The following is a 24,956-nucleotide window of genomic DNA, read 5'->3' as shown; positions in this document are numbered from 1 at the left end:
GTCTTGCCCACGCTCTTCGGGCCGTGGATCGAGACGACGCGCAGAGTGGTTGGACCTCGTCGAGCACGTCGTCCAGGAGACGACGTCGATAGGCGCTCATCGCGCTAATCGACCAACGGACCATTTGCTAGTCGACTGCTGGACAAGTTGGACTCGGCCTCGACGGCTCGCCGGTGCCAGGATCGGTCTCGCTCCGTCTTGACGGTCGTCACGGAAAGCGTGACGTTGCGCAATCTCCGGCGAGACGGTGACGTCGGCGCGTCGGGCTGGCGCCTCCTGACATCACGTGCCCACCGGCGACGCGGGGGCGCCGCCGTCGAGCACGGCCACGGCGAGCTTCGCGACGCAGTGATCGCGTACCTCTGGATGGGCGTCGACGTCCGGGCACGTGAGGATCGTGGCGATCCGCAGGTTCTGGAGTGCCGCGGGATCCACGGCGAGTGCGCCTTGCCACACCGCGCTGACGGCGAGGCCCACGACGTGCCGGGTCGCGGCCGCGAGGGCACGTTCGGCCGCGGCGTCGAGCGGATCCGCCAGCCGGCCGCACGAACGGACGACGGAGAGCGCCTTGGTGGTCAGCGCAGCTGCGAGGTCGTCGACGATCCGGTCGCGTAGCTCCTCGATCTGCTCCAGCGCGATGACCACGCCGACGAGGAGCGTGCAGACCAGGTGCTCGTCCCCGTCGCCGGATGCACCGCCGTGCGGTTCGGCCGCGAGAGCGGCGTCGATGATCGCGGTGACCTGCGCACGACGGGAGGGGTGGTCGTCGAGCCATGTCTCGAGGTCGTCGAGGTCGAGGCCGATCAGGCGCACGTCCGACCACGTGTGTGAAGGAGTGATTCGTCCGCGGGTGCTCGATGCGCCGCGGGTGCGGCGAGTCGGGAGCTCGGGGCCGAGGCGTCGGCACCCGTCGATCAGGGGCACGAGCCGGCCGGTCTGGCGGTTCGCCTGGTTGCACTCGCATCGGCAACGGGACCGGGTGGCCGTCCTGCAGGTTGTGCTGCACACGAGGGACCTCCTCACCGGGTGAGACCCTGCGCGTCACCGCCCTGAGACTCCTTCGTGCCGCAGCATTGAAGCGTCGCACCGCCACCGACAGGGGCTGGACGCGAGGGGGCAGCGGGCGACGTTGACGACCCGTGTCGCGATGTCGCTGGGGCCGCCTATGCTGCGACGCGCAGGCCAAATCGGTAGTGGTGCGCCACCGGTCCGTCGCATAGGCCGACCGCTGTAGCCTGACGGACGCCTGGGTGGGGAGGGCCCCCGAGGGGACTACAGGAGACTTAAGTGACGCAGACGATCGCCGAGGAGTTACTGGTGAGGTCCCGTCTTCGTGTCAAGGCTCATGGTGAGGTGTTCACCCCGCGCCGCATGGTCGACCAGATGCTCGACCTCGTGCGCGGGGACCTTGAAGAACGCCCCGGGTTCGTCGACAGGACGGTCCTTGAGCCCGCAGCCGGCGACGGCAACTTCCTTGTCGCGATCCTGCAGTGCAAGTTCAACGAGATCGAGCAGCACTTCCCCCAGGAGCGTTGGGGCGACGAGTCGTTGTTCGCTCTCGCCTCGATCTACGCGATCGAGCTGCTTGAAGACAACCGCGCTGACGCAAGGGCGGCGATGCTCGACGTCCTTCTCGCGTTCCACACCTCCCACGGCATCGCGTGCGACGACGGCACCGACCTCACCAAGGCCGCCAAGTTCCTCATCGACGCGAACATCGTCCGCGGGAACACTCTGACTGGCCGGACCCCGGATGGTGATGAGATCTGTCCCTTCCATGAGACCTGACAGTGTCTCAAGTGCTTGACACCGGATCGAGCCGGGTGATCCGGTGATCATGGCGTCAGATGCGATGAGCGCTGTGTCTCATCGAAGTTGGCAGCAACTGCGCGCGAGAACCTCCGATCCAAAGATGTCAGTGGTCCCTCCTAGTGTTCTCGACAAGCCACACGAGAGGACAGAGGCATGGCGAGAAACATCAGCGCGGCACAGGCGCAGGCGAAGATGAGAGCGGCGGCGCAGAAGCTCCAGCGCGAGGTCGATCGCGTCAACCGTGAGAACAAGCGTCGAGTCGAGGAGTACAACCGTGAGGTGAACCGAGTCAACCAGCACAACGCCCGCGTCAATCAGCAGATCCGACAGACCAACGCGCGCAACCAGCAGGTCGCCGTGCAGGCCGACCGAGCCGTGAACGAGATCAACCGGCAGCTACGCTCCGCCAGCCGGACGACCCGCGTCGTCTACACGCCGGCAGAGCAGGCGCTGACGGAGCGCGTCCAGCATGGCCTGGTCGGTCACGACGACCGCGAGTGGGACGTCTTCCTGAGCTACGCCCGCATCGACGGATCCGTGGTCGCAACGGAACTGAAGGACGAACTCGAGAAGCTCGGTGTGCGGGTCTGGTTCGACGAGGTCGCGATCATCCCAGGCCAGAGCCAAGCACTGCAGATGGACAAGGGGCTGCGCAAGGCGCGCTCCGGCGTCGTACTGCTCACACCTGCCTACCTGACCGGCCGATTCTGGACCGAGCGCGAGCTCGGGGTCCTCCTCGGCAAGAGCACGCTGATCCCGGTGCTGAACGGCGTGACATTCTCCGACGTCGCCGAGTACAGCGGCTTCTTGCCCGACCTCGCCGGCTTCGAGACTGCTCGCGACTCGGTGGCCGTGATCGCCGGGAAGATCGCGGGTGCGGTGATGCCGCTCCCATCGGACTCATCCAGCTGAGCGCCGACCCAACTCGCATAAATGTAAAGTATCTGATACAGGCCAGGATTCGCTGACTACGGGGATGATGAGCATTCATGACAACACTGACCGCTGAGGGGCATGGCCTCGAGGCGAGCGTACTTCCGCTTGCCGCGCTCGATGACGCGCGCGCGGCTATCCATGACATCGACGTCAACGAGGAGGCACTTGCTGCGCGTGCGACCGGTCTTCTGTCGGACCTTCTGCTCGACCGCTCGACCGGTGGAAACATCATCTGGGCGACGGACCATTACGAACACCTCGGCGAGGAGTACGCGCCCAACCGCGAGATCACCATCGAATCGGTCACCGGAGAGCACCATCTCCTCATCCAGCCTCGCGTCGAGAAGTCCAAGGCCCAGCAGTGGGACCGCACCAAAGGGCGCGCTGAGGTCTTCACGCCGTCGTGGCTGTGCAATGAGCAGAACAACCGGGTCGACGAAGCATGGTTCGGTCGCGCTGACGTCTTCAACACCGTCGTCGGACGGTCGTGGATTCATCGTGCTGAGCCGATCGGCTTCGAGGCCCGCGGCCGGCGCACCTGGCAGAAGTACGTTGACGAGCGTCGACTCGAAGCGGCGTGCGGAGAAGGACCGTACCTCGTCAGTCGTTACGATGCCGCGACGGGTGCACGGATCAGCCTCGACCGCAGGATCGGCCTGCTCGACCGCAAGCTCCGCGTAGTCACGGAGAACACCCGCAGCGACGACGAGTGGCGCGCGTGGGCACGACGAGCTGTTGAGAGCGTCTACGGATTCGAGTACCAGGGCGACAGCCTCCTGCTCGCCCGCGAGAACGTCCTCGCCACATATGAGGATTTCGCGCGTGCTGCGCTCGGCAGCGCCCCTTCAGCGGCCGAGCTGCGCGGCATCGCCACGGTGATCTCGTGGAACATTTGGCAGATGGATCTGCTGACCGGACGGCCTCCGCTGCAGGCAAACCTGGCTGACGAGAATCAGCTGGACCTGTTCGGCGAACAAGACGCACACGTGGTTCGTTCCTGCCTGATCCGCGACTGGCGCGCCAAGCGCACGCAGACCTACGCGCAGCTGACGAACGAGAGCGATGCGGCGTCGTGATCGAAAATCTGGACCTTATCGAAGGCCTGATCGTCGGTCGAGTGCGACCGCACATCTATGCCTTCAGTACGAACACAGTGCCCAACTACCTGAAGGTCGGCGACACGTACCGCCCCGTCAGCCAGCGGCTGAAGGAGTGGCGCGCTCACTACCCTGACCTCGAGCAGCAATTCCAGGGCTCAGCGTCCGTGTCCGACGACATCTACTTTCGCGATCATGCTGTGCACACGTTCCTCCTCGAGGACCGCGGTCGCCCCCGGCTCGAGCGCACTGACGTACCGGAGGCCGAGTACTACAGCCGCGAGTTCTTCGGCTGTGCTGAGGTCGCTGACCTCGAGGCTGCGATCGAGAACATTCAGCAGGACCTTGCCGAGGACCTCGGCCGATATGTGTTCTACGACGCCGCGGCCCACCTCCCGACTACGCACCACTACCAGCGGGGCCCAGAGTGGAGCCTGCGACCCAACCAGATGGCCGCGGTGGACGCATTTGCCACCGCCGTCGAGGCAGGTCGCACGAATCTCCTCATGTATGCCGTGATGCGATTCGGCAAGACGTTCACGTCGCTCATGTGCGCCAAACGTGTCGGAGCCAAAGCCATCCTCGTCGTCTCAGCGAAGGCCGACGTCAAGGGCGAGTGGAAGCAGACGGTCGAGTCGGCGGGCAACTTCCACGGCTTCCGTTTCCTTGACGCCGACGCTCTTCTGCTCGAACCTGACGCGATCACGCAGTCGACGTCGGCCGGCGAAAGCGTCGTCGTGTTCCTCACGCTCCAGGACCTTCAGGGTAAGCAGCTCAAGGAGAAGCACGCGGAGGTCTTCGGTACCGACATCGACGTGCTCATCGTCGACGAGACCCACTTTGGTGCACGTGCCGAAAGCTACGGCCAGGTGCTCCGTACGGCGAAGCAGCCGGTCGAGACCGTGCGGTCCTTGGCGACCGAGGCCGACGAGGTCACAGTCGCTGATGCCGACGCGCAGCTCAAGGTTCTTCACGCGAAAACCACGCTGCATCTGTCCGGATCCCCATACCGAATCCTCATGGGTAGCGAGTTCACACGTGAGGACATCGTCTCTTTTGTCCAGTTCGCTGACATCATCCGTGCGCAGGAGGCGTGGGATCGCGAGAACCCCGACGAGAACGAGTGGGACAACCCGTACTTCGGCTTCCCACAGATGGTCCGTTTCGCCTTCAACCCGAACGAGTCAGCGCAGGCGAAGCTGGCTGCCCTCAAGGATCGTGGCGTGTCATACGCGCTTGCCGCGCTCCTCGAGCCGCGGTCGATCACGCGCGATGCCGGCGATGGTCTGCATAAGCAGTTCAAGAACGAGGCGGAGCTCCTCGATCTGCTCCGCGTCATCGACGGCTCTCAGCACGACCAGAATCTGCTGGGTTTCCTCGACTATGACCGCATCAAGCAGGGGCAGATGTGCCGGCACCTCGTGATGGTGCTACCGTACCGGGCTTCGTGCGACGCGATGCAGGCGCTCATCGAGACGAACGCAGCCTCGTTCAAGAACCTCGGCGACTACGAGATCATCAACATCTCAGGGGTCGACGACACGAAACGCTTCGCGACGCCGGAGCGCGTCAAGGCTGCGATCGCGAAGGCGGACGCCGAAGGTCGCAAGACGCTGACGCTCACGGTCAACCGGATGCTCACGGGAAGCACGGTGGAGCAGTGGGATACGATGCTCTACCTCAAGGACACGGCATCGCCGCAGGAATACGACCAGGCGACGTTCCGGCTCCAGAGTCAGCACACCCGGACGCTCCGCAGCGAGGCGAATGGTGCGTCGATCAAGGAGAACCTCAAGCCCCAGACCCTCCTCGTCGATTTCGACCCGTTGCGTCTGTTCCAGATGCAAGAGCAGCGCTCACTCATGTCCAACCTGGCAAGCAGCGAGCATGAAGGAAACGGCGATCTGACCGGTCGTCTTCGCGAGGATCTGCGCATCTCGCCCGTCATCACGATGAACAGCAACCGGCTGTCCGAGGTCGAGGCGGCCAGCATCTTGGAAGCCGTCAGCGCGTACAACCTCAGCCGTAGCATCGCCGACGAGGCCCGTGACGTACCGATCGATCTCGGCGTGCTCGACATCGACGCGATCCGCGCTGTCATCGAGATGCAAGCTGAGATCGGCTCCCGTGCCGGCCTCAGCATCCCCGCGGTCGAGGGCGACGAGACCGACCTCGACGTCGACGACGAGGCCGATGACGACGAGGGGGCCGACACTGACGACACCGGAGGGAAGCCCACGCCTCCCGACGGCGGCGCGGACGACGCCGTGGATCTGCAGTCTCTGGCCGCTAAGCTCCAGACGTACTACCAGCGGATCCTTTTCTTCGCGATGCTGACGCCGAATCCCATGTCCTCGCTCAAGGACGTCGTCAGCGTGATCCGAGATCCGCAGAACGAACGAATCGCGCAGAACCTCGGTCTGGAACCCGACGTGCTCGGGGCTCTCTTCAAGGCCTTTGACCCCTACAAGCTCAACGCGCTCGACTACAAGATCCTCAACATCTCGCGACTCGCGCGCGATGAGTCGCTGCCGGCCCCTGACCGGGCAAGCCGGGCGCTCGAGAAGTTCACGCGCATCTCCGATTCGGAGGTCCGCACACCGCTGTGGCTCTGCCGCGAAATGGTGGTGCGGATCCCCACACAGAGGCTTCGTGCGGTCATCGAGCGCGGCGAGAGATTCCTCGACGTCGCTAGCAAGTCCGGCGAGTTCGCGCTTGCGCTCTACGAGCGCCTCGTGGGGGAACTCGGCGTCGACCCGGCAGTTGCGAGGGAATCGATCTACTCGATTCCGACATCGACGATCGCCTACGAGTTCACCCGTCGGTTCTATGAGGTGCTCGGTCTCAACGTCGCGCACATCGCCACACAGTTCACGTCATACGACCTTCTGTCCGCCCAGGAAGCAGGCGAAACGATCGATTTCGAAGACGTCTTCGAAGAAGGAGGTGCCACCGTGAAATTCGGTGCAGTGGTAGGTAACCCGCCCTACCAGGAGAGCGACGGCGGCGCACAGCAGAGCGCTCGCTCGATCTACCCGCAGTTCATCGCGGCGGCCGAGTCCCTCGACCCCGAATTCATGAGCTTCGTCATCCCGAGCCGGTGGTATGCCGGCGGCAAGTCGCTCGGAGACTTCCGGGCCGGGATGCTCGCCGACCCCCACATGAGCGAGCTTCACGACTTCCCGCGGCCCGAGGAGGTGTTCCCGGAAACGAACAACCGCGGTGGCGTCTGTTACTTCCTGCGCGACACAAACTACGACGCAATCGAAGCGGGCGGCACCCGGATCCTTACCCGCGACGCGCAAGACGTCGAGTTCGACGTCGTCCGCCCGCTCGATACCTTCGGCATGGGTGCGTTCCTGCGGGATTCGAAAGGCATTGAGATCGTGCAGCGCGTCATCGCGACGGACGGATTTGTATCTTTCGAGAACCAGGTTTCTGCACGTAAACCGTTCGGGCTCGAAGGAAACATCGTGCGGTCAGTGGACTTCCACCAGAAGGCTGATGGCCTCACGGACCCCGTGGTCTGCTACGGCAAGAGCAAGTCCATCGGGTTCATGGAGCGGGGCAGTATCCGGCTGAAGCCAGACTGGATCGACCGGTGGAAGGTTCTGACGCCGTATGCGAACAACATCGGTACGGAACTCAACGATGACAACCAGAACGCGTTCGTCGTTGCGCCCGGATCCGTGTGCTCTGAGACCTTCATCGTCATGGGGGTCGGGCTGGACCTTGATGAAACGTCTGCCCGGAATCTCGTCACCTACCTGAAGTCTCGGTTTGCGCGCTTCCTCCACAGCAAGGCGAAGGTGAGCCAGCACGGGACGAAAGGCACCTATCGCTTCGTCCCGCAGGTCGACCTGACGCCGACGTCGAGCATCGACTGGGCGGGATCAACTGAAGCTGTTGACGATCAGCTGTTCGACCTGTACCACCTGACTGCTGAAGAACGCGAGCACATCCGCTCCTCGATCAAGCCCATGGCATGAGCGATTCCGCACAGATGGCTGAGATCGCCCGCAGGATCCGTGCCGCGCGCACGGCCTGCGGGTGGTCCCAGATCGAACTCGCCGAACGAGCCGGCGTCTCGCGTCCCACCGTCGCTCGGGTCGAAGCCGGTGGTGATGTGAATACGGCGAAGTTGATTCCGATTGCCGCGGCGCTTGACCTCGTGTTCGAGACGAAGCCGGAGGGGACGTCGTCATGACGAACAACGAGCCAGTCGCCCCGAACAAGACTGACAATGTTGGTATGACCATTGGTGAGCTGTTTGAGGCCGTTGACGGGCTCTTCGCCGATCTGGTGGGGAGTGACGCGCGCCGGGTGACGGCGGGCTGGGTGTAGGGGGCGAGGTCCCCGATGATCAGGGGCGACCAAGCAACCTGATCGATCTCGAAGACCTCGACGTTGTCCAACGCTACGGGGTGCGCCGGAGCTCCCACCACCACTGACCCGTGTTCGCGCTGGGGACTGCTGCGCGGGGCGCTTGTGCGCGTGGTCGGCCACGCCGACGGCGTCGAGCGGTTCCATGGCCCGCCCGCGTACGCTGGACGGCCGGCGTCCACGCAGGTGGGCGCGCAGCTCCAGCTGCTCCAGCGCCGTCAGTGATCCGAGCAGCTGCGACGACTGGAACACCATGCCGATGCGTTCGAGCCGCACGCGGGTGGCCCGTGCCACGGAGGTGTCGGGGGTGAAGACGGCGTCGCCGCCGATGCGGATGGTGCCACGCGTTGGCCGTGTCAGCCCGGCGGCCACAGCCAGGAGGCTGGACTTGTCGGCCCCGGACGGGCCCAGCAGGGCGGTGGTCGTCCCGGCGGGGACGGCGAGGTCGACGTCGTCGGCGGCGGTGAGGGTGCCGTCGCCGTCGGGGTAGACGAGGGTGATGTGCTCCAGGTGCAGGTCCACGAGCAGTTCCTTCCGAGGTCAGCGGTCAGTTTCAGCGAGCACGGTTCAGCGGGCAGCCAGCGCCGCGTGCGGGTCGATGCGGGTGATGCGGGTGACGGAGACGCCGGCGCCCACCAGGCCGAGCAGCACCAGACCCGCGGCGGGCAGCAGCGTTGTCGCGACGGTGACGACGACGGGGACGGCGTGGGACAGCAGGGCCGCTGCCGCCGCGGACAGCCCGGCGCCGACGGTGACGCCACCCATCAGCAACTCGGCGGCCTGCCCGAGCGCGTTACGCAGCAGGTACCGGTGGAGGCGCCGAGGGCTTGAGCACCGCGATGTCGCCGGTGCGACAGATGGTCCGCACGGTGAAGAACGCGCCCACCACCAGCGCCGAGATCACCAGCAGGAACGCCTGCGTCGTCGTCAGCGACGTGGTCTCCTCAGCGAACGATGCCGCCGCCGAGCGAGCGTCCGACGTCGTCACCGTCGTAGTGCCGAGGGCGTTGTCCGCCTCCGGGAGGGCCGCGGCAAAGCGGCTCATCGCAGACGAGGACGTAGCAGTGGTCTGAAGCCGGCGGCTTCCAGGAGCGATCGGGCGATGTAGTGGGTGAGGTTGCGGACGCCGAGGGCCGAGCCGCGGAGGTGTTCGAGGCGGCCGTTGATCGCTTCTGTCGGACCGTTGCTCGAGCCGGGCAGGTCGAAGAACGCCAGCACGTCCGCGGTGCGCTTCTTCAGCGTCCGCCCGAGGGTGACCAACTCGGTGAGCGCGGCCGGAACGCCGCGGCTCAGGGCGTCGATGGCGGCGCTCATCAGCGCGTGCCCCTGTGCTCGGTCGGGGTGGCGGTAGGCGGTGATCACGCTCTGGTAGATGCCCCAGGTCGCCTCGACCTCGACGTGCTCGTCGGTCGCGAACAGCGCCTCGATCCTGGCTTGCTGCTTGTTCGTCATGAGGTCGGCGCCCGTGTGCAGGGTGCGTCGGGCGCGGTAGAGCGGATCCTTGGCGCGTCCACGGTGGCCGTGCAGGTCCTGTTGGACCCGGCGGCGGCAGCGGTCCAGGGCGTCGCCCGCCAGACGCACGACGTGGAACGGGTCCATCACCGCGACGGCGTCAGGCAGTTCCTCGGCCGCGGCGGTCTTGAAGCCGGTGAACCCGTCCATCGCGACAACCTCGACACCGTCACGCCAGGACTTCGGGCGGGCGGCCAGCCACTGCTTGAATGCCTGCTTAGAGCGCCCCTCGACCACGTCGAGCAGCCCCGCGGGCCCGGTGCCGTCCCGGATCGGGGTGAGGTCGATGATCACGGTGACGTACTTGTCCCCGCGCCGGGTGTGACGCCAGACGTGCTCGTCGACGCCGACGACAGTGACGCCGTCGAACCGGGTCGGGTCATCGATCAGGACTCTCCGACCTTCGGCCAGGACGGCGTCGTTCGCGGTGTGCCACGACACCGCGAGAGCTTCGGCGATCCGGGCGACCGTCAGGTGCCCGACGACCAGCCCGACCAGAGCCCAGTGCACTGCCGCCCGAGACGGCTTCGCCCGCGGGGCGGCCGCCGCACTGGTGTCCTGACGCCACACATGCGAGCAGCCCGAGCAGCGGTAGCGGCGCACCCGGACCAGCAGCGTCGTGGGTCGCCAGCCGAACGGCTCGTGCGCAAGGCGGCGCACCACCGAGCCCCGTGCGATCCCCTCGGCACCGCACCGGCGGCAGTACACGTCATCCGCGCGGGCCGCGACACGGCACTCCAGCAGCGCGCATCGGGAGGTCACGCGCTGGCCCACCACCACGAGGCCGAGCTCGTCCAGGCGCGTGAACGTGGTCAGGTCAGGACAAGCGAAGGTAGCGTCAGACACGTCGAGGTCTTCCAGATGAGGCGTGTAGGAACCTTCATCGTCGGAAGGCCTCGGCCCCTACCCGGACACCGACGCGCCGACCGGCCCCGCAACCGCTGCTACACCCTCATCTGCGATGAGCCTTGAAGCTCGGTCATCGGATCGTCGATCGGTACGCTTGACGGGACACATGTCATGAACGTGGCCGAACCCGATATTGAGTGGCGCGCGGGTTGCACGGCCGTTCGGGACACGTTCAGAAACCGCGGAATTTCAACGATCCTGGGACCTCGGACTACACGATCAACTTCTGTCCGACGGGTTGTTCCGGAGCAGCCTCGACCGTCTGACCGACCCCGGGGACGGGCACGCGAACGGGCAGCCCATGCAGCGCGGTCTAGGCTCCGGAGCATGCCTACGGTCCTGCTCGTCCGCCATGGCCGCACGACTGCGAACGCACAGGGTGTACTCGCAGGTCGCACAGCAGGAGTGCGGCTCGACGCCGCGGGCCGCGAGCAGGCGGCGCGCACCGCAGCGCGGTTGGCGGAGGTTCCTCTCGCCGCGGTGGTGACGAGCCCGCTGGAGCGGTGCCGGCAGACGGCCCGTGCCGTCGTCGAGCACCAGCAGCGGACAGAAGGCACAGCACCGCCCACGCTCGTCGAGCGCGGCATCAACGAGTGCGACTACGGGCAGTGGCAGGGCCGGGCGCTGAGCGACCTGGCGAAGGAGCCGTTGTGGTCGCTGGTCCAGTCGCAGCCGTCGGCGGTGACGTTCCCGGGCGGGGAGTCGCTCGCGGCGATGCAGTCGCGGTCGGTGGCGGCGGTCCGCCGCCACGACGCCATCATCGGCGAGCAGCACGGCGAGGGCGCGGTATGGGCGGCGGTCGCGCACGGCGACATCATCAAGTCCGTGCTCGCGGACGCGCTGGGCATGCACCTCGACCTGTTCCAGCGGATCGCGGTGGGCCCGGGGTCCGTGTCGATCGTGCGGTACGGGCCGCACCGGCCCGAGGTCGTGGCCGTCAACACCGACGCCGGCGACCTGTCCTGGCTGCGCGGCGCCGCACCTGCGGGTGACGCGCCCGTCGGCGGCGGGGCCGGCGCGGGCGCCTCCTAGAGTGGTGGCATGACCACTGTGGTGCACGAGTTCGACTGGCCCGACCGGGTCGTGATCGGGACGGTCGGCCGTCCAGGTGAGCGCACGTTCTACCTCCAGGCCCGCGCGGGCAAGCGGACCGCGAGCATCGCCATGGAGAAGGAGCAGTCGGCGGTGCTCGCGGAGATGATCGACCGGATGCTCGACGAGCTGGTGACGGCGGACGACAAGCTCTCCATCCCCGCCGAGGCCCCCGCCGAGCTCCTCGACGACGCGCCGCTGGACCAGCCCGTCGAGGAAGAGTTCCGGACCGGGTCGATGCGCCTGGGCTGGGACCCTCGGACCGCGCAGATGGTGATCGAGGCCTTCCCCGTCGAGGAGGAGATTCCTGGCAGCGACGACGAGGCGCTCGACGTCGCCGCCGAGACCGAGTCCGAGCCCAGCGAGATGCTGGTGGTGCGAATCCCCGTCGGCACGGCCCGGGCGTTCGCCGAACGCGCCCGCCGCGTCGTCGCGTCGGGCCGCCCGACCTGCTCGGACTGCGGCATGCCGATGGACGAGGGCCACGAGTGCGCCCCGGAAGCCGACGCGTGACAGCACGGCGCAGCAGCCCGACGGTCGCGCCGTGACCGACCAGCAGGTCGACCTCGAATCAGCCGATCTCGAGGTCGTGGGCCGCATCCAGACGGCGTCGAACGCGACGTACGTCGGCCGGATCGGCACCACCACCGTCGTCTACAAGCCCGTGGCCGGCGAGAAACCGCTGTGGGACTTCCCGGACGAGACGCTGGCGGGTCGCGAGGTCGCGGCCTACCTCGTCTCCGAGGCCCTCGGCTGGGGTGTCGTGCCCCGGACCTGGCTGCGCGACGGGCCGCTCGGCCCGGGCATGGTCCAGCTCTGGCAGGACCAGGACCCCGACCAGGACCCCGTCGACGTCGTCCCGTCCCATGCCGCACGGCGCGACGGCTGGCGCGTGGTTCTGGAGGGCAGCGGCGCCGACGACGAACCGGTCTGCCTCGTGCACGAGGACTCGCCGTCGCTGCGCCGCATGGCGGTGTTCGACGCGCTGGTGAACAACGCCGACCGCAAGGGCGGCCACGTGCTGCCCCTGAGCGACGGCCGACGCCTCGGGGTCGACCACGGCGTCACGTTCCACGTCGAGCCGAAGCTCCGCACCGTGCTGTGGGGCTGGGTCGGCCAGCGGCTCCAGGCCGACGAGCTCGACGGCGTCCGACGGGTCCGCGCGAGCCTCGACGAGCACGACGACAACAGCCTCGGTGGCCGCCTCGCTGCGCTCCTCGACGCCGCCGAGGTCGCCGCCCTGGCTGAGCGGTGCGACCGGCTGCTGCGCACCGCCGCCTTCCCGGCGCCCGAGGGCGACATGCCAGCCGTGCCCTGGCCGCTCTTCTGAGACAGGGAACGGGGACGGCTCACGACAAGTGGTTCCCGTTCGCCGCCTCCGCTCAAGCCGTTGTCACCGCTCGCAGATACCCTCCGCGACATGTCATATGACCTCGCAGTGTGGGTAGGTCCGCGGCCGGCATCGGCGAAGGCCGCGTCCAGGACCTACGAGAAGCTCGTGGACCAGATGGAAGCGGAGGACGGCGAGCGGGAGCCGTCGCCGCGGATCAGGGCGTACGTCGACGACCTCCTTGCCCGCTGGCCGGACATCACGGAGGGCGAGGAGAACGACTCGCCCTGGGCCGACGGGCCGCTCCTCGGCAACGCCTGGGGTGACGCGATCTACTTCTCCGTGGTGTGGAGCCGCTGCGAGGAGGCGGCCGAGTTCGCCGCGAACCTCGCCCAGCAGCACGACCTGGTCTGCTACGACCCTCAGAGCGAGCAGCTGCTGCCGGACCTCGGAGGGGAGCGCCGGGCGCGGCGAGGGTGGTTCGCGAGACGCCGCTAGACCGCACGGTGCGGCTTGGACGAACGACGACCCCGCCCCGTCAGAAGAGACGGGACGGGGTCGTCGCTGCTGGTTGCCCGGGGGCCAGCTCAGCCGTTACAGCGTCGCGGTGTCGATGACGAACCGGTAGCGCACGTCGCTGGACAGGACGCGCTCGTAGGCGTCGTTGATCTGTTCGGCGCTGATGAGCTCGGTCTCGGGCGCGATGCCGTGCTCGGCGCAGAAGTCGAGCATCTCCTGCGTCTCGGCGATGGAGCCGATGCTGGAGCCGGCGAACGACCGGCGGTTGTTGAACAGCGAGAACACCTGGATCGGCAGGGGCTCCGGCGGGGCGCCGACGTTGACCATGGTGCCGTCGAGGCGCAGCAGCCGCAGGTAGAGGTTGAGGTCGAGCGGGGCGCTGACGGTGTTGACGATGAGGTCGAACCGGTTGGCGAGGGTCTCGAACGTGGCGTCGTCGTCGGTCGCGTAGTAGTCGGTGGCGCCGAAGGCGAGGCCGTCGTCCTTCTTCGCGAGCGTGCGGGAGAGCACGGTGACTTCGGCGCCCATCGCGGCGGCGATCTTCACGGCCATGTGGCCCAGGCCGCCCATGCCGACGACGGCGACGCGCTTGCCGGGGCCGGCGTTCCAGTGCGCGAGGGGGGAGTAGGTGGTGATGCCGGCGCACAGCAGCGGCGCGGCCGCGGCGTAGTCGAGCGCTTCGGGGACGCGGAGCACGAAGTCCTCGTCGACGACGACGTGCGTGGAGTAGCCGCCCTGGGTGATGGTGCCGTCCCGGTCGGTGCTGGCATACGTGCCGGTGTTGCCCTGGAGGCAGTAGTTCTCCATGCCGGCACGGCAGTTCTCGCACTCGCGGCAGGAGTTGACCATGCAGCCGACGCCGACCCGGTCGCCGACGACGTGCTTGGTGACGGCGGGGCCGACCTCGACGACCTCGCCGACGATCTCGTGCCCCACCACCTGGGGGTAGGTGATCGGCCCCCAGTCGCCGCGCACGGTGTGGATGTCGGAGTGGCAGATCCCCGCGTAGCGGATGGCGATCAGGACGTCCTTCGGCCCGACGTCGCGACGCTCGATGGTCGTGGGGACGAGCGGGTCGGTCGCGGACGGGGCGGCGTAGGCGTTGACGGTGCGCAAGTGTTCTCCTTCGTCGGTGGTGCGGCGTCCACCGTACGTCGTGTCCGCCCTGCACACGGAGGTTCTGTCAGGACACCTCGGGGGAGCGGTCCCGTGCCCGGCCGGAGACGAGGAAGATCGCCACGACGGCGACGACGACGAACACGATGTTGAAGGAGCCGGCCAGCGCGTTGAGCGAGTCGGCGCCCGCGGTCGCGCCTGGCGTGTCCACCCCGCCAGTCGCGAGGATCGTCGTCGGATCGGTCGCGGCGTGTAGGAGGATCGCGGGCACGATGCTGCCGGTCACACGCATCGACAGGTACATCATCGTGCCGAAGCCGAACGTGTAGACGACCGTGACGCCGACGGTGGCCAGGCTCTGCCCGGAGGCGAGGTTGCTCGCGTGCAGGAGGGCGAACAGCACCGAGGACAGCACCATCACGGCCCGCTCCCCGTAGCCCGCGCGCCGCAGCATGACGACGGCGACGCCTCGGGTCAGCACCTCCTCGGCGAACCCGACGCACAGCCCGAGGAACAGCACGGTCAGCACGACCGTGACGTCGTAGGACGCCCAGTCCGTGGCCGCGACGTGCAGCACCACCGGCACGAGCACGAGCACGACGGCGAGCCACATCCACCGGCGCCCCGGGACGGGCTGACGACCGAACACCTCGCGCCGCCACCCCGTGGACGCGACGAACGCGACCAGCAGCAGCCCCATGACGAGGATGGGCAGGGCCAGGCCGAAGAACACGGTCCCGGGCGAGGACAGGAGGTCGTCGTCGTCGGCCGGGCCCTGTCCGAGCCGGCCGACGAGCCAGCCCACCCCCAGGTACACGGCGAGGTACAGGACGGCGAAGCCGAGCGCGCGCCACCAGCCCCCGCGGTCCCAGAACCGCTGCCAGGCGGACGGCGTCGTCGTCCGCTCGATCGAGCCCGCGTGGTCGGCCACGGTCACCACTCCTCGTCGCGTCGCGCGGCCGACGTCGTCGACCGGTCGGACGCGCGTTCGTCGCCGACGGGGCGAGCGTACGAGCGCCCGGTGCGGCGCGCGCGGGGGACGTGGACGGCAGGGGGGACGTCAGCGCCGCAGCGCCCACCACTGGAGCAGCATGATGGTCTTGCCGTCGACGATGCGCCCGTCGCCGACCATCGCCATCGCCTCGTCGAGGGTGAGCTCGACGACCTCGATGTCCTCGCCCTCGGCCGCGACGCCCCCACCCGGCCCGGTGCGGTCGCGCTGGCTGTACGACGCCGCGTAGAAGTGCACCTTCTCGGTCACGGACCCGGGGCTCATGTAAGCGGTGAAGACGTGCGTGACGGGCCCGACCGTGACGCCCAGCTCCTCGGCGACCTCCCGCCGGATCGCGGTCTCCGGGTCGTCGCCGTCCAGAAGACCCGCCGCCGTCTCCAGGAGCATCCCGTCCGGGTGGTCGTTGACGTAGGCGGGGTAGCGGAACTGGCGCGTGAGCAGCACGGTGGACCGCGCGTCGTCGTGCAGCAGGATGGTGGCCCCGTCGCCGCGGTCGTAGGTCTCGCGCTCCAGCGTGTCCCAGCGTCCGTCGCGCCGGCGGTAGTCGAGCGTCGTGCGGCGCAGCACGTGCCACCCGCGGGAGGTGAGCTCGACGTCGCGCACGACGACGTCGGGGTTGCGCCGCAGGTCCCGGCCCGCCTGGTCGAGGCCCGTGCGGCCCCGGTGGTCGGGGACGTCGATGCCGGGCCGCGCGACCCCGGACTGCTCGACCCCATGCTGCCCGACCCCGTGCCGCCCCCTCATCGTCCGAGCTCCGCCAGCCGCGGCACGTCGGCGACGTCGTCGTACACCGGCAGGCCGCGGCTCGTGGCGATCGCGACGTCCTGGTCGGCTCCGGTCGACTCGCCGGGCAGGCGCAGCACGGCGTCGCAGTGCTGCAGGAGCCGCTGCGCGGTCGGGTAGAGGACGTCGGCCGCCAGGTCGTCGTCGATCGTGGCGCCGGCCGAGTGCAGGACGGGCAGCGCCACCCACTCGCCGATCATGGGGACGTGCCCGGCCGCGAATATCGGCCAGGCGGCCTTTTCGAGACGTCGCAGGTTGGCCTCCATCGCAGCAGGGTCGCCGCCGGTGCCGGAGCGGTAGGGGCCGGCAATGAGGATGAGCAGTGGTCGAGTCATGGCCCTAGACTAGGCACAAACATGCAGGACTACGAAGAAACGAGAATCAGCATGCTTGCTTCCGAGAGGCGCGACCACCTCCTGGAGACCCTGCGCCGCGACGGCAAGATCGTGGCGAAGACCGCCGCCGCCGAGCTCGGGCTGTCCGAGGACAGCATCCGGCGCGACCTGCGCGAGCTCGCCGCGGAAGGGCTGTGCCAGCGCGTCTACGGCGGAGCGCTCCCGGTGTCGCCGGCGATGGCGGACTACAGCGGTCGTCAGCAGGTCGCGGTGGCCGGCAAGCAGCGCGTCGCCGCCGCCGCGGTGCGGCTGATCGACCCGGGCAGCACCGTCATCCTCGACGGCGGGACGACGGCGCTCGCGGTGGCGTCCGCCCTGCCGTCGACCCTGCGGTGCACCGTCGTCACGCACAGCCCGACCGTCGCCGCCGCCCTGGTCGAGCACCCCGGCGTCGAGGTGTTCATCCTCGGCGGCAGGCTCTTCAAGCACTCCGCGGTGGCGAGCGGTGCCGCCACGGTCGAGGCCGCGCAGAAGATCGCGGCGGACCTGTTCTTCCTCGGGGTCACCGGCATCCACCCCGACGCCGGGCTGACCACGGGCGACGGCGACGAGGCGGCCATGAAGCGCGTCCTCGCCGGCCGCGCCGCCGAGACCTACGTGCTGGGCTCGTCCGAGAAGGTCGGCGCCGCGTCGCCCTACCGCGTGGTCGAGCTCGACGACGTCGCCGGCGTCGTCACCGACGCCGACCCCGGTGCCGACGTCATGCGCCGCCTCGCCGAGCGGGTCCGCATCGTCCCGGCCTGACCCGGCTCGACGTCTGACCCGACCCCCGACCCGTCCGCCTCGTCCCGGAGGAGCCCCATGGCCCTGCACTACCGCCACGTCGACGTGTTCGCCGAGCGCGCCTACACCGGCAACAGCCTCGCCGTCTTCGTGGACGCACCCGACCTCACCGCCGCGCAGATGCTCACGATCACTCAGGAGCTGCGCCACTTCGAGACGATCTTCGTGACCGACGGCGAGGCTCGCGAAGACGGCAGCACGGAGGTCCGGGCCCGGGTGTTCGACCTGGCCGAGGAGCTCGACTTCGCCGGGCACCCGGTCCTCGGCGCCGCCTGCGTGCTCCACGAGCGGACCGGCGCCACCGGCCCTCGGCGCTGGACGATCCGGCTGCCCCGGCGGACCGTCGAGGTCACCACCCGGCCCACCGCCACGGGGTACCACGCCGAGCTGGACCAGGGCCTGCCGGAGCTCCTCGGGACCGTGCCGGACGACGACAGGCCCGAGGTCGCGGCCGCGCTGAACCTGCCCGTCGCGGCGCTCGCCGACCTGCCGATGCAGGTGGTCTCGACCGGGCTGCGCTACCTGGTCGTGCCGGTGGTCGCCGGCCTGGCCGAGGCGCGCATCGTCCGCGACGACTTCGCGGAGGTGGTCGGCCGGTACGGCGCGCAGTTCGCGTACGTGCTCGACGTCGAGGCGGTCGAGGGCAGGCGCTGGAACAACGACGGCGTCCTGGAGGACGTCGCGACCGGCAGCGCGGCCGGCTGCGTCGGCGCCTACCTGGCCCGGCACGGCGTCGTGCCCACCGATACGGAGTTCCTCCTGCGGCAGGGCCGTTTCGCCGGCCGTCCGAGCAGCCTCACCGTCCTGCCGCAGGGGCGCGCGGACGCGCTGCACAACGTCCGCGTGGGCGGCGCCGTCAGCATGGTGGCCCGCGGGTCGCTCGACGCGGCGCCGGCCTGAGGAGCCATGTCGGACGATGTCGAGATCGCGCGCGCGGATCCGTCCCCGGACCGGAGGGCGGCGGACGGCGCGGCCCGATGGGAGGATCGCCCGATGGATCAGCACGAGATCGACGCCGAGCTCGCAGCGGCGGGGGAGCTGCTCACCGCGTCGTCCGCCGCCCATCTCGCATACGTGGCACAGGACGGCACGCCGCGCGTGGTCCCGGTCGGCTTCTTCTGGACCGGCGAGGAGCTCGTCGTCTCGACGGCGGCGACCGCCCCCAAGGTCGCCGCGCTGACCGCCCGGCCGGACGTTGCCCTCACCCTCGACGCCAGCGACGGGGCGACCGGTGCGCGGTCGCTGTCCGTGCGCGGGCAGGTGGACGTCCGCATCGTCGACGGCGTGGTCGAGGAGTACCTGGCGGCGGCTCGCAAGGGCATGTCCGGCGAGGAGTACGCGCAGTTCGAACGCAGCTGCCGCGAGCTCTACGACCAGATGGCGCGCATCGCCATCCGGCCACGCTGGGCCCGGTACTACGACTTCGGCGCCGGCCGGGTCCCGAAGTTCCTGCAGGAGCTCGCCGAGCGCACCGCCTGATAGGGCGCTGGCACTCGCCGGACCTCACGCCCGAGGTGTCGCGACGGACGCGCGCTCGACGGGCGGGCAGGTCACGGCGAGGCGACCGAGGGGCTCGTCGTCGAGGAGGGCGTCGAGTGCGAGCGCGCCCATCTCGTAGTGCGGCAGCGCGACGGTCGTGAGCGGCGGGTGGAGCTCCGCGGCGAGGGCCTCCTGGTCGTCGTAGCCGACCAGGCTCACGTCGTCCGGGATGCGGAGGCCGCGCTCGTGCAGCAGGAGCAGCGCGCCGAGCGCCATCAGGTCGTTGCCGCACACCACGGCGGTGTATCTGCGGCGGTCGAAGGCTTCCGCTGCCAGGCGATAGCCGCTTCGTGCGGAGTAGTCGCCGTAGACGCGGGGGATGGACGCAGGATCGATCCCGGCTGCGCGGGCGGCGTCGTCGAGTCCACGCTCCCGCTCGACAGTCGCCCATTCGCGCGGTGTGCCGCCGAGGAACAGCACGTCGCGATGGCCGGCGTCAAAGACCGCGGCGGCGGCGGCATTCCCGCCCTGACGTTCGTCGGGGAGGATGACGGCGCGCACGTCACCCGCGCCCGCGGGGTCGACGGGCCAGCAGCTCGAGAAGGCGGTGCGAACCCCCGGGTCGAGGGTCGGTGTCTGCACCGCGAGAGTTCCGGGCGACGCGAAGATGAGACCTGCGACGACGCGGTCGAGGAGGCTCGCGACGGCGTCGGCGTCGGCACCGTGGTCGGGCTCGTCGCCGACGTCGACGACCATGCAGACGTACCCCCGCGCGCGGGCCGCGTTCTGGATCCCGAGGAGGGTGCGCCCGGCGAACGGGTGCGAGGCGATGCCGTAGGAGACGACGCCGACCGTGGTGGACCGGGCGAGCTTGAGCTCCTGCGCCGCACGGTTGAGGCGGTAGCCGAGCTGCTCGGCGGCGTCCAGGATGCGCTGCCGCGTGGCCGCGGCGACGGGGATGTCCGCCCGGTCGTTGAGGACGAACGAGACGGTGGCCTGGGAGACCCCCGCGAGGCGGGCGACGTCGACCATGCGGGGCCGTCCGGTGCGTGCCGTCGCGCCGCTGTCCCGATCTACCGCCTGATCTCGCATGCGAGCAGTGTACGGGCCGGTCAATACGAATTGCGCTATACGTATTGACCCTCGGGAGAGGGCTGTGCTTCACTCGTCCGCGGCGCTGGTCAAAACGTATTGACCAGGAACACGAAGGAGTGGCCGGAGTGATGACCTCGAGGGTGCTGGACGGGACGACCGTCGCCCTGCCGGACGACGTGGGAGCGCGGCTGCGCGCCCTGCGCCGGGCCGACCGCACGCCGGTCCTCGGCCTCGCCGGCCCGCCCGGAGCGGGCAAGAGCACCGTCGCCGACGCCCTGGCGCGCCGGGCCGCCGACGACGGGCTGCGCGCCGTCGTCGTGCCCATGGACGGCTTCCACCTGGCGAACCCGGTGCTCGACGCCCTCGGCCGTCGCGGCCGCAAGGGCGCGCCGGACACGTTCGACGTCGCCGGGTACGTGGCGCTGCTGCGCCGGCTGCGGACCCCGGGCCGCCCCGTCGTCTACGCGCCGTCGTTCGCCCGCGAGCTCGACGCCGGCCTGGCCGGCGCGGTCCCGGTGGCGCCGGACGTCGACCTCGTGATCACCGAGGGGAACTACCTGCTGCACGACGACGGCGGCTGGCAGGACATCGCGTCCGAGCTGGACGCGGTGTGGTGGGTCGGCTGCGACGACGCCGAGCGACGACGCCGCCTGGTCGACCGGCACCAGGGCCTGGGGCGCAGCCCGAAGGACGCGGCCACGTTCGTCACCGAGAGCGACGAGGCCAACGCCCGGCTCGTCGGCCCCGGCGTCGCCCGCGCGACGTACGTCCTCACCACCGACCGTGCCGGCGCGCAGGCCTGACCCGGCCCGCCGGCCACCCGAGACCCTCCACGGAAGGCACCGCATGACCACCACCGCCCCGCGCCCGCCCGCGCAGGCCGCCCCGAGCCCGGCCGGCACCCAGACCGACGCGACCCCGGGCGCCGTCGTCTGGGGCCCGCTCGACAGCCCGTTCGAGCTCGACGGGAGCACCGTCACCAGCGCCCGCAAGGACGCCGGGAGCCGCGGTGTCGTGCGGTCGCGTCCGCTGCTGGTGTCGCGGCGCTACCTCGCCTACTCGATCGCCGGCACCGACTTCGAGCGGCACACCTGCCTCGACGTCGTCGTCGGCGACGAGGTCGTGCGCTCCGACACCGGGCGCGGCACGCACCACCCGCGGCGGGCGACGTTCGACCTCGGGCCGTGGCTCGGCCGCGAGGTGCGGCTCGTGCTGCGCGACGAGTCGGGCGCGCAGGGGTGGGTCGCCGTCGGCGACGTGGAGCTCACCGACCGCCCCGCGGGCGCGGCTCCGGCCCAGCTCTACCGCGAGGCCCTGCGCCCCGCGTACCACTTCACGGCCCGGCAGTGGACGATGGACCGCCCGGACCCGGTCGAGCGCCAGGAGGGCTGGCTCAACGACCTCAACGGCCTCGTCGTCATGGACGGCGAGTACCACCTGTTCGCGCAGCGCTGGAACAAGTGCTGGATCCACGCCGTGAGCCCGGACCTCGTGCACTGGACGGAGCTGCCCCCGGCGTTCTTCGAGGAGGACCTCGGCGCGGGAGTGCAGTCCGGCACGTGCGTGGTCGACGTCGACAACACCTCCGGGCTCGGGACCCCCGACAGCCCGGCGCCGATGGTCGCCTTCTGGTCCGGGGCCGACAACCTCACCCAGGGCGTCTCGTACAGCCTCGACCGCGGGCGCACCTGGACGGCGTGGGCCGGCAACCCGATCATGCTGCGCGGCGAGCGCGACCCCATGGTGTTCCGGGACAGCCGTCGCGACCGATGGTGCATGGTCCTGTACGCCGAGCAGCGCTACGAGCTGCTCGTCTCCCACGACCTGCTGCGGTGGGAGCCCGTGGGGGACCTGGGCGAGGGCTTCGAGTGCCCGGACTTCTTCGAGCTCCCCGTCGAGGGCACCGACGAGACCCGGTGGGTGCTCGTCCGCGGCGACGGCCACTACTCGGTCGGGTCGTTCGACGGGACGTCCTTCGCGCCCGAGACCGACGAGCTCGTCGTCGACGGCAGCCCCAGCTTCTACGCGACGCAGAGCTGGGACGCCACGAGCGACGGCGTCCCGCGCAGGGTCCAGGCCGCGTGGATGCGCGGCAGCGTGTTCCCGCGCATGCCGTTCAACCAGCAGGTGAGCGTGCCCTGCGACCTCACCCTGCGCCGCACAGACCACGGCCTGCGCCTGCACCGCACGCCCGTGCCGGAGCTCGCCGCCCTCGAACGCCGCCACCACGGGCGCCGGCACCACGAGCACGGGCTCGACGGCGGGCCGCGCACGTTGGCGCCGGGGGAGACCTGGTCGGCGTCGTTCGGCACGGGCGCGCTGCGCCTGCGGGCCGACGTCGACGTGCCGGCCGGCGGCCGGCTCGACCTCGACCTGGCCGGACGGCGGCTCGTCGTGGAGCGCGACCGCATCGTCGTCGACGGCGCCGAGCAGCCCACGCTCACGCCGCTGCGCCGGCTCGACGTGCTCCTGGACGTCGCGTCCGTCGAGGTGTTCGCGAACGACGGCGAGGCGTCGCTGACCGTTTACGGGTTCGCCGGGCAGCCGACGCTGCGCGCCACCGCCAGGGACGCGGCCGTCGTCGTCGCGTCCGCCCAGGTCGCCGAGCTCGACCCGATCTGGCCCTGACCGCACCACCCGCATGACCGGTGCGGCACTGCCGCCGCCCCGGAACCACTCGTTCGCACCGATGGAGGTGGGAAGGACATGCATCGCACGCCGCAGATCACCAGGCGGCAGTTCACCCTCGGCTCGCTCGCCGCGATCATGCTGCCGCTCGCGGGCTGCAGCCTCTCGTCGGAGATCCCTCAGGACCTCCCGACGTACGATCCCGACGACAAGACGCCCCGAGGGTTCGTCGAGCCGCCCTTCCTGCGGGCCCGGGTCGAGGCGGGCGAGCTGCCGCCGATCGACGAACGGCTCCCCGAGGAGTGCTTCGTCGTCGGCAGCGGCACCCTGCTGCAGCCCCGGTACGGGGAGTGGCGCGACGGCCGCTACGGCGGCACGATCCGCAACACCCCGACGTCCCCGACCGGCAACCTCAACCTCGCCACGGGCAGCACGATCCTGCGCTCGCCGAGCCAGACGACCGACCAGGCGATGCCCAACGTGGTGAGCCGGTTCGACGTCTCCGACGACATGCGGACGTTCGCCTTCACGCTCCGCAAGGGCCTGCGCTGGTCGGACGGCACTCCGGTCACGACCGAGGACGTGCGGTTCCTGTTCGAGGACCTCTACCGTCACCCGGACTCGAACACCCCGTTCCCGACCGACCTGTACACCCAGCGGGACACGCGGCTGGCTCCCGCCGAGCTGCGCGTTCTCGACGACCTGCGGTTCGAGCTCGCGTTCGAGGCGCCCTACGGCCAGTTCGTCGCCGCCCTGCACAGCTGGATCCCGACGGTGAGCATGCTCTTCGTCGCGTCGCACCACCTCAAGCGTTTCCACGGTGACTACGCGGATCCCGAAGAGCTCCAGGAGGAGCTCGACGCCGCGGGCGCGTCGTCGTGGGGGGAGCTCATGACGATGAAGAACCTGCCGTCGTGGTCCGCCGGCGAGGCCGACGCGCTCGGCCTGCCGGTCCTCAACGCGTGGGTGCTCACCGAGGTCAAGGAGACGAGTCGCGTCTTCGAGCGCAACCCGTACTTCTGGCACGTCGACTCGAGCGGCCAGCAGCTTCCCTATGCGGACTCGGTCGTCAACTACATCGTGGTCGACGACGACGCCCTGCTGCGGGCCGTCATGGACGGGCAGGTGACCGTCGCCGCGGGGGACAACGTGACCCTCAACAACATGGCCGTGTACACGCAGAGCAGCGAGCATGCCGACACCCGCGTGTTCCTCACGCACTCGTTCAACTTCCCGCCCCTGCTCTTCCTGAACCACGACTTCCGCCACGACACGCCCGACGACCCGTGGCAGCAGCTCGTGGCCGACCCGAGGGCGCGGTTCGGGCGGGCGCTGTCGCTCGCGATCGACCCGGCCGCGATCAACGAGTCCGTGTACTTCGGCCTGCACGGAGAGCCTATGCTCAACAGCGCCGAGCACGACCCCGACAAGGCGCGGGAGATCCTCGATCAGCTCGGCATGGACAAGCTGGACCGCAAGGGGTTCCGTCTCGGGCCTGACGGCTCGTCGTTCACCTTCGCGATCACGTTCCCCACCATCGCACTGGACTTCGCGCCCGTCGCGGAGCTGGTGCGCTCCCAGCTCGAGGACGTGGGCCTGCGCGTCACCATCAAGGGGGTCGACGACGGCCTCTTCGGCCAGCTCGTGTCGGACAACGCGGTGATGGCCTCCATCCACTGGAACGACGGCGCTGGGTGGTCCACGGGAATCTCCAACGACTACATGCCCAACGAGAAGGGCGCCTGGTCGCCCGAGACCTGGGCGTACGTGCAGTCGAAGGGGGACCAGGGCCGCAAGCCGCCGCCGTACATCCAGGAGTTCTACGACATCGCGAGCCGGCGCACCGAGCACCCGCCGGCGTCCCCCGAGGGCAAGGAAGCCTACGAGCGCCTCATGGGGTGGCTCACCGGTCACTACGCCTTCATCCCGACGACAGGGCGGCGGGTCAAGCCGAACGTGGCGAAGAACGGGATCGTCAACCTGCCCGCCGCCGGTGCCCCCTTCGAGCTCGACACCATCCTCAACCTGGAAGGGATCTGGTTCGAACGATGACGTCCACCGTCTCCCCGCCGCTC

Annotated in this window: 24 protein-coding genes and 1 pseudogene; 15 read left to right on the top strand and 10 right to left on the bottom strand. The window is 69.5% G+C overall.

The window, feature by feature from the left end; all coding sequences use genetic code 11:
- Nucleotides 1–282: 282 nt before the first annotated feature.
- Nucleotides 283–813 carry a hypothetical protein gene (locus tag ACFT55_RS00400; RefSeq protein WP_380240294.1) on the bottom strand — a complete coding sequence of 177 codons (531 nt, stop codon included), beginning with the start codon at nucleotides 811–813 and terminating at the stop codon, nucleotides 283–285.
- Nucleotides 814–1,287: 474 nt separating this feature from the next.
- Between ACFT55_RS00400 and ACFT55_RS00395 the strand changes: the two genes are divergently transcribed.
- The 5 genes from ACFT55_RS00395 (at nucleotide 1,288) to ACFT55_RS00375 (ending at nucleotide 8,052) form a co-directional block, all read left to right on the top strand.
- The gene (locus ACFT55_RS00395) at nucleotides 1,288–1,788 is read left to right on the top strand and encodes a hypothetical protein (protein ID WP_380240292.1); all 501 of its coding nucleotides are present in this window, start codon (nucleotides 1,288–1,290) and stop codon (nucleotides 1,786–1,788) included.
- A gap of 177 nt (nucleotides 1,789–1,965) precedes the next feature.
- Nucleotides 1,966–2,724, top strand: a complete 759-nt coding sequence (locus ACFT55_RS00390) for a toll/interleukin-1 receptor domain-containing protein (protein WP_380240289.1) — start codon at nucleotides 1,966–1,968, stop codon at nucleotides 2,722–2,724.
- 77 nt (nucleotides 2,725–2,801) lie between these two features.
- The gene (locus ACFT55_RS00385; protein WP_380240287.1) at nucleotides 2,802–3,824 is read left to right on the top strand and encodes a hypothetical protein; all 1,023 of its coding nucleotides are present in this window, start codon (nucleotides 2,802–2,804) and stop codon (nucleotides 3,822–3,824) included.
- Nucleotides 3,821–7,834, top strand: coding sequence for an Eco57I restriction-modification methylase domain-containing protein (locus ACFT55_RS00380; protein WP_380240285.1), 4,014 nt, complete (start codon nucleotides 3,821–3,823; stop codon nucleotides 7,832–7,834). The genes ACFT55_RS00385 and ACFT55_RS00380 overlap by 4 nt, the downstream gene beginning before the upstream one ends.
- Nucleotides 7,831–8,052, top strand: coding sequence for a helix-turn-helix domain-containing protein (locus tag ACFT55_RS00375; protein ID WP_380240371.1), 222 nt, complete (start codon nucleotides 7,831–7,833; stop codon nucleotides 8,050–8,052). Before ACFT55_RS00380 ends, ACFT55_RS00375 begins: the two co-directional genes overlap by 4 nt.
- Nucleotides 8,053–8,345: 293 nt before the next feature.
- Here the strand turns inward: ACFT55_RS00375 and ACFT55_RS00370 are convergent.
- From ACFT55_RS00370 to ACFT55_RS00355, 4 genes and pseudogenes are all read right to left on the bottom strand, one after another.
- Nucleotides 8,346–8,750 (bottom strand): annotated as a pseudogene (locus ACFT55_RS00370) (ATP-binding cassette domain-containing protein); the annotation flags it as partial.
- Nucleotides 8,751–8,795: 45 nt separating this feature from the next.
- Nucleotides 8,796–8,993, bottom strand: a complete 198-nt coding sequence (locus ACFT55_RS00365) for a hypothetical protein (protein WP_380240283.1) — start codon at nucleotides 8,991–8,993, stop codon at nucleotides 8,796–8,798.
- Between the two features lie 28 nt (nucleotides 8,994–9,021).
- Nucleotides 9,022–9,273 (bottom strand): hypothetical protein, encoded by a 252-nt coding sequence (locus tag ACFT55_RS00360; protein WP_380240281.1) that lies wholly within the window; start codon nucleotides 9,271–9,273, stop codon nucleotides 9,022–9,024.
- Nucleotides 9,270–10,586, bottom strand: coding sequence for an ISL3 family transposase (locus ACFT55_RS00355; RefSeq protein ID WP_380240279.1), 1,317 nt, complete (start codon nucleotides 10,584–10,586; stop codon nucleotides 9,270–9,272). Before ACFT55_RS00355 ends, ACFT55_RS00360 begins: the two co-directional genes overlap by 4 nt.
- Before the next feature lie 390 nt (nucleotides 10,587–10,976).
- Here ACFT55_RS00355 and ACFT55_RS00350 point away from each other — a divergent pair, with 390 nt between their 5' ends.
- The 4 genes from ACFT55_RS00350 (at nucleotide 10,977) to ACFT55_RS00335 (ending at nucleotide 13,569) form a co-directional block, all read left to right on the top strand.
- Nucleotides 10,977–11,681 (top strand): MSMEG_4193 family putative phosphomutase, encoded by a 705-nt coding sequence (locus tag ACFT55_RS00350; RefSeq protein ID WP_380240277.1) that lies wholly within the window; start codon nucleotides 10,977–10,979, stop codon nucleotides 11,679–11,681.
- 9 nt (nucleotides 11,682–11,690) lie between these two features.
- Nucleotides 11,691–12,254: a DUF3090 domain-containing protein gene (locus tag ACFT55_RS00345; protein WP_380240275.1), complete on the top strand. Its 564-nt coding sequence runs from the start codon at nucleotides 11,691–11,693 to the stop codon at nucleotides 12,252–12,254.
- Nucleotides 12,255–12,285: 31 nt separating this feature from the next.
- Nucleotides 12,286–13,071: an SCO1664 family protein gene (locus ACFT55_RS00340; protein ID WP_380240273.1), complete on the top strand. Its 786-nt coding sequence runs from the start codon at nucleotides 12,286–12,288 to the stop codon at nucleotides 13,069–13,071.
- A gap of 168 nt (nucleotides 13,072–13,239) precedes the next feature.
- Nucleotides 13,240–13,569, top strand: coding sequence for a hypothetical protein (locus ACFT55_RS00335; protein ID WP_380240271.1), 330 nt, complete (start codon nucleotides 13,240–13,242; stop codon nucleotides 13,567–13,569).
- Nucleotides 13,570–13,665: 96 nt separating this feature from the next.
- Here the strand turns inward: ACFT55_RS00335 and ACFT55_RS00330 are convergent, their stop codons facing one another.
- From ACFT55_RS00330 to ACFT55_RS00315, 4 genes are all read right to left on the bottom strand, one after another.
- Nucleotides 13,666–14,706 carry an NAD(P)-dependent alcohol dehydrogenase gene (locus tag ACFT55_RS00330; protein WP_380240269.1) on the bottom strand — a complete coding sequence of 347 codons (1,041 nt, stop codon included), beginning with the start codon at nucleotides 14,704–14,706 and terminating at the stop codon, nucleotides 13,666–13,668.
- A 67-nt stretch (nucleotides 14,707–14,773) separates the two neighbouring features.
- A complete protein-coding gene (locus ACFT55_RS00325) occupies nucleotides 14,774–15,637 on the bottom strand; it encodes a CPBP family intramembrane glutamic endopeptidase (protein WP_380240267.1) in 864 nt (287 codons plus the stop codon).
- Between the two features lie 129 nt (nucleotides 15,638–15,766).
- Nucleotides 15,767–16,462, bottom strand: coding sequence for an NUDIX domain-containing protein (locus ACFT55_RS00320; RefSeq protein ID WP_380240265.1), 696 nt, complete (start codon nucleotides 16,460–16,462; stop codon nucleotides 15,767–15,769).
- On the bottom strand, nucleotides 16,459–16,836 hold the full coding sequence (locus ACFT55_RS00315) for a DUF4406 domain-containing protein (RefSeq protein WP_380240263.1): 378 nt from the start codon (nucleotides 16,834–16,836) through the stop codon (nucleotides 16,459–16,461). The genes ACFT55_RS00320 and ACFT55_RS00315 overlap by 4 nt, the downstream gene beginning before the upstream one ends.
- Nucleotides 16,837–16,887: 51 nt before the next feature.
- On the opposite strand from ACFT55_RS00315, the gene ACFT55_RS00310 reads away from it, so the two are divergent.
- The 3 genes from ACFT55_RS00310 to ACFT55_RS00300 all read left to right on the top strand — a co-directional run bounded on the left by ACFT55_RS00310 (nucleotide 16,888) and on the right by ACFT55_RS00300 (nucleotide 19,158).
- A complete protein-coding gene (locus ACFT55_RS00310) occupies nucleotides 16,888–17,640 on the top strand; it encodes a DeoR/GlpR family DNA-binding transcription regulator (RefSeq protein ID WP_380240261.1) in 753 nt (250 codons plus the stop codon).
- 57 nt (nucleotides 17,641–17,697) lie between these two features.
- Nucleotides 17,698–18,579, top strand: a complete 882-nt coding sequence (locus tag ACFT55_RS00305) for a PhzF family phenazine biosynthesis protein (RefSeq protein ID WP_380240259.1) — start codon at nucleotides 17,698–17,700, stop codon at nucleotides 18,577–18,579.
- 93 nt (nucleotides 18,580–18,672) lie between these two features.
- Nucleotides 18,673–19,158 carry a pyridoxamine 5'-phosphate oxidase family protein gene (locus ACFT55_RS00300; protein ID WP_380240257.1) on the top strand — a complete coding sequence of 162 codons (486 nt, stop codon included), beginning with the start codon at nucleotides 18,673–18,675 and terminating at the stop codon, nucleotides 19,156–19,158.
- A gap of 24 nt (nucleotides 19,159–19,182) precedes the next feature.
- On the opposite strand, the gene ACFT55_RS00295 is transcribed toward ACFT55_RS00300, so the two are convergent.
- Nucleotides 19,183–20,250: a LacI family DNA-binding transcriptional regulator gene (locus ACFT55_RS00295; RefSeq protein ID WP_380240255.1), complete on the bottom strand. Its 1,068-nt coding sequence runs from the start codon at nucleotides 20,248–20,250 to the stop codon at nucleotides 19,183–19,185.
- Between the two features lie 131 nt (nucleotides 20,251–20,381).
- Here ACFT55_RS00295 and ACFT55_RS00290 point away from each other — a divergent pair, with 131 nt between their 5' ends.
- From ACFT55_RS00290 to ACFT55_RS00280, 3 genes are all read left to right on the top strand, one after another.
- A complete protein-coding gene (locus tag ACFT55_RS00290) occupies nucleotides 20,382–21,056 on the top strand; it encodes a nucleoside/nucleotide kinase family protein (protein ID WP_380240253.1) in 675 nt (224 codons plus the stop codon).
- Between the two features lie 43 nt (nucleotides 21,057–21,099).
- Entirely contained in the window at nucleotides 21,100–22,881 is a 1,782-nt protein-coding gene (locus ACFT55_RS00285; RefSeq protein ID WP_380240251.1) for a GH32 C-terminal domain-containing protein, read from the top strand.
- 78 nt (nucleotides 22,882–22,959) lie between these two features.
- Nucleotides 22,960–24,933 carry an ABC transporter substrate-binding protein gene (locus tag ACFT55_RS00280; protein WP_380240249.1) on the top strand — a complete coding sequence of 658 codons (1,974 nt, stop codon included), beginning with the start codon at nucleotides 22,960–22,962 and terminating at the stop codon, nucleotides 24,931–24,933.
- Nucleotides 24,934–24,956: the final 23 nt, after the last annotated feature.

This window comes from Isoptericola sp. NPDC057191, assembly GCF_042670225.1.
GTDB lineage: Bacteria > Actinomycetota > Actinomycetes > Actinomycetales > Cellulomonadaceae > Isoptericola.
Note: the sequence above shows the minus strand (reverse complement) of the source record. Positions and strands in the feature narration are given on the sequence as shown.

Excerpts from the sequence above, each read along its gene's own strand:
- ACFT55_RS00375 (WP_380240371.1), top strand. The coding sequence starts at position 7,831 with ATGAGCGATTCCGCACAGATGGCTGAGATCGCCCGCAGGATCCGTGCC.
- ACFT55_RS00320 (WP_380240265.1), bottom strand. The coding sequence starts at position 16,462 with ATGAGGGGGCGGCACGGGGTCGGGCAGCATGGGGTCGAGCAGTCCGGG.
- ACFT55_RS00280 (WP_380240249.1), top strand. The coding sequence starts at position 22,960 with ATGCATCGCACGCCGCAGATCACCAGGCGGCAGTTCACCCTCGGCTCG.
- ACFT55_RS00290 (WP_380240253.1), top strand. The coding sequence starts at position 20,382 with ATGACCTCGAGGGTGCTGGACGGGACGACCGTCGCCCTGCCGGACGAC.
- ACFT55_RS00390 (WP_380240289.1), top strand. The coding sequence starts at position 1,966 with ATGGCGAGAAACATCAGCGCGGCACAGGCGCAGGCGAAGATGAGAGCG.
- ACFT55_RS00360 (WP_380240281.1), bottom strand. The coding sequence starts at position 9,273 with ATGAGCCGCTTTGCCGCGGCCCTCCCGGAGGCGGACAACGCCCTCGGC.
- ACFT55_RS00345 (WP_380240275.1), top strand. The coding sequence starts at position 11,691 with ATGACCACTGTGGTGCACGAGTTCGACTGGCCCGACCGGGTCGTGATC.
- ACFT55_RS00315 (WP_380240263.1), bottom strand. The coding sequence starts at position 16,836 with ATGACTCGACCACTGCTCATCCTCATTGCCGGCCCCTACCGCTCCGGC.
- ACFT55_RS00305 (WP_380240259.1), top strand. The coding sequence starts at position 17,698 with ATGGCCCTGCACTACCGCCACGTCGACGTGTTCGCCGAGCGCGCCTAC.
- ACFT55_RS00295 (WP_380240255.1), bottom strand. The coding sequence starts at position 20,250 with ATGCGAGATCAGGCGGTAGATCGGGACAGCGGCGCGACGGCACGCACC.
- ACFT55_RS00365 (WP_380240283.1), bottom strand. The coding sequence starts at position 8,993 with ATGGGTGGCGTCACCGTCGGCGCCGGGCTGTCCGCGGCGGCAGCGGCC.
- ACFT55_RS00285 (WP_380240251.1), top strand. The coding sequence starts at position 21,100 with ATGACCACCACCGCCCCGCGCCCGCCCGCGCAGGCCGCCCCGAGCCCG.
- ACFT55_RS00350 (WP_380240277.1), top strand. The coding sequence starts at position 10,977 with ATGCCTACGGTCCTGCTCGTCCGCCATGGCCGCACGACTGCGAACGCA.
- ACFT55_RS00385 (WP_380240287.1), top strand. The coding sequence starts at position 2,802 with ATGACAACACTGACCGCTGAGGGGCATGGCCTCGAGGCGAGCGTACTT.
- ACFT55_RS00310 (WP_380240261.1), top strand. The coding sequence starts at position 16,888 with ATGCTTGCTTCCGAGAGGCGCGACCACCTCCTGGAGACCCTGCGCCGC.
- ACFT55_RS00300 (WP_380240257.1), top strand. The coding sequence starts at position 18,673 with ATGGATCAGCACGAGATCGACGCCGAGCTCGCAGCGGCGGGGGAGCTG.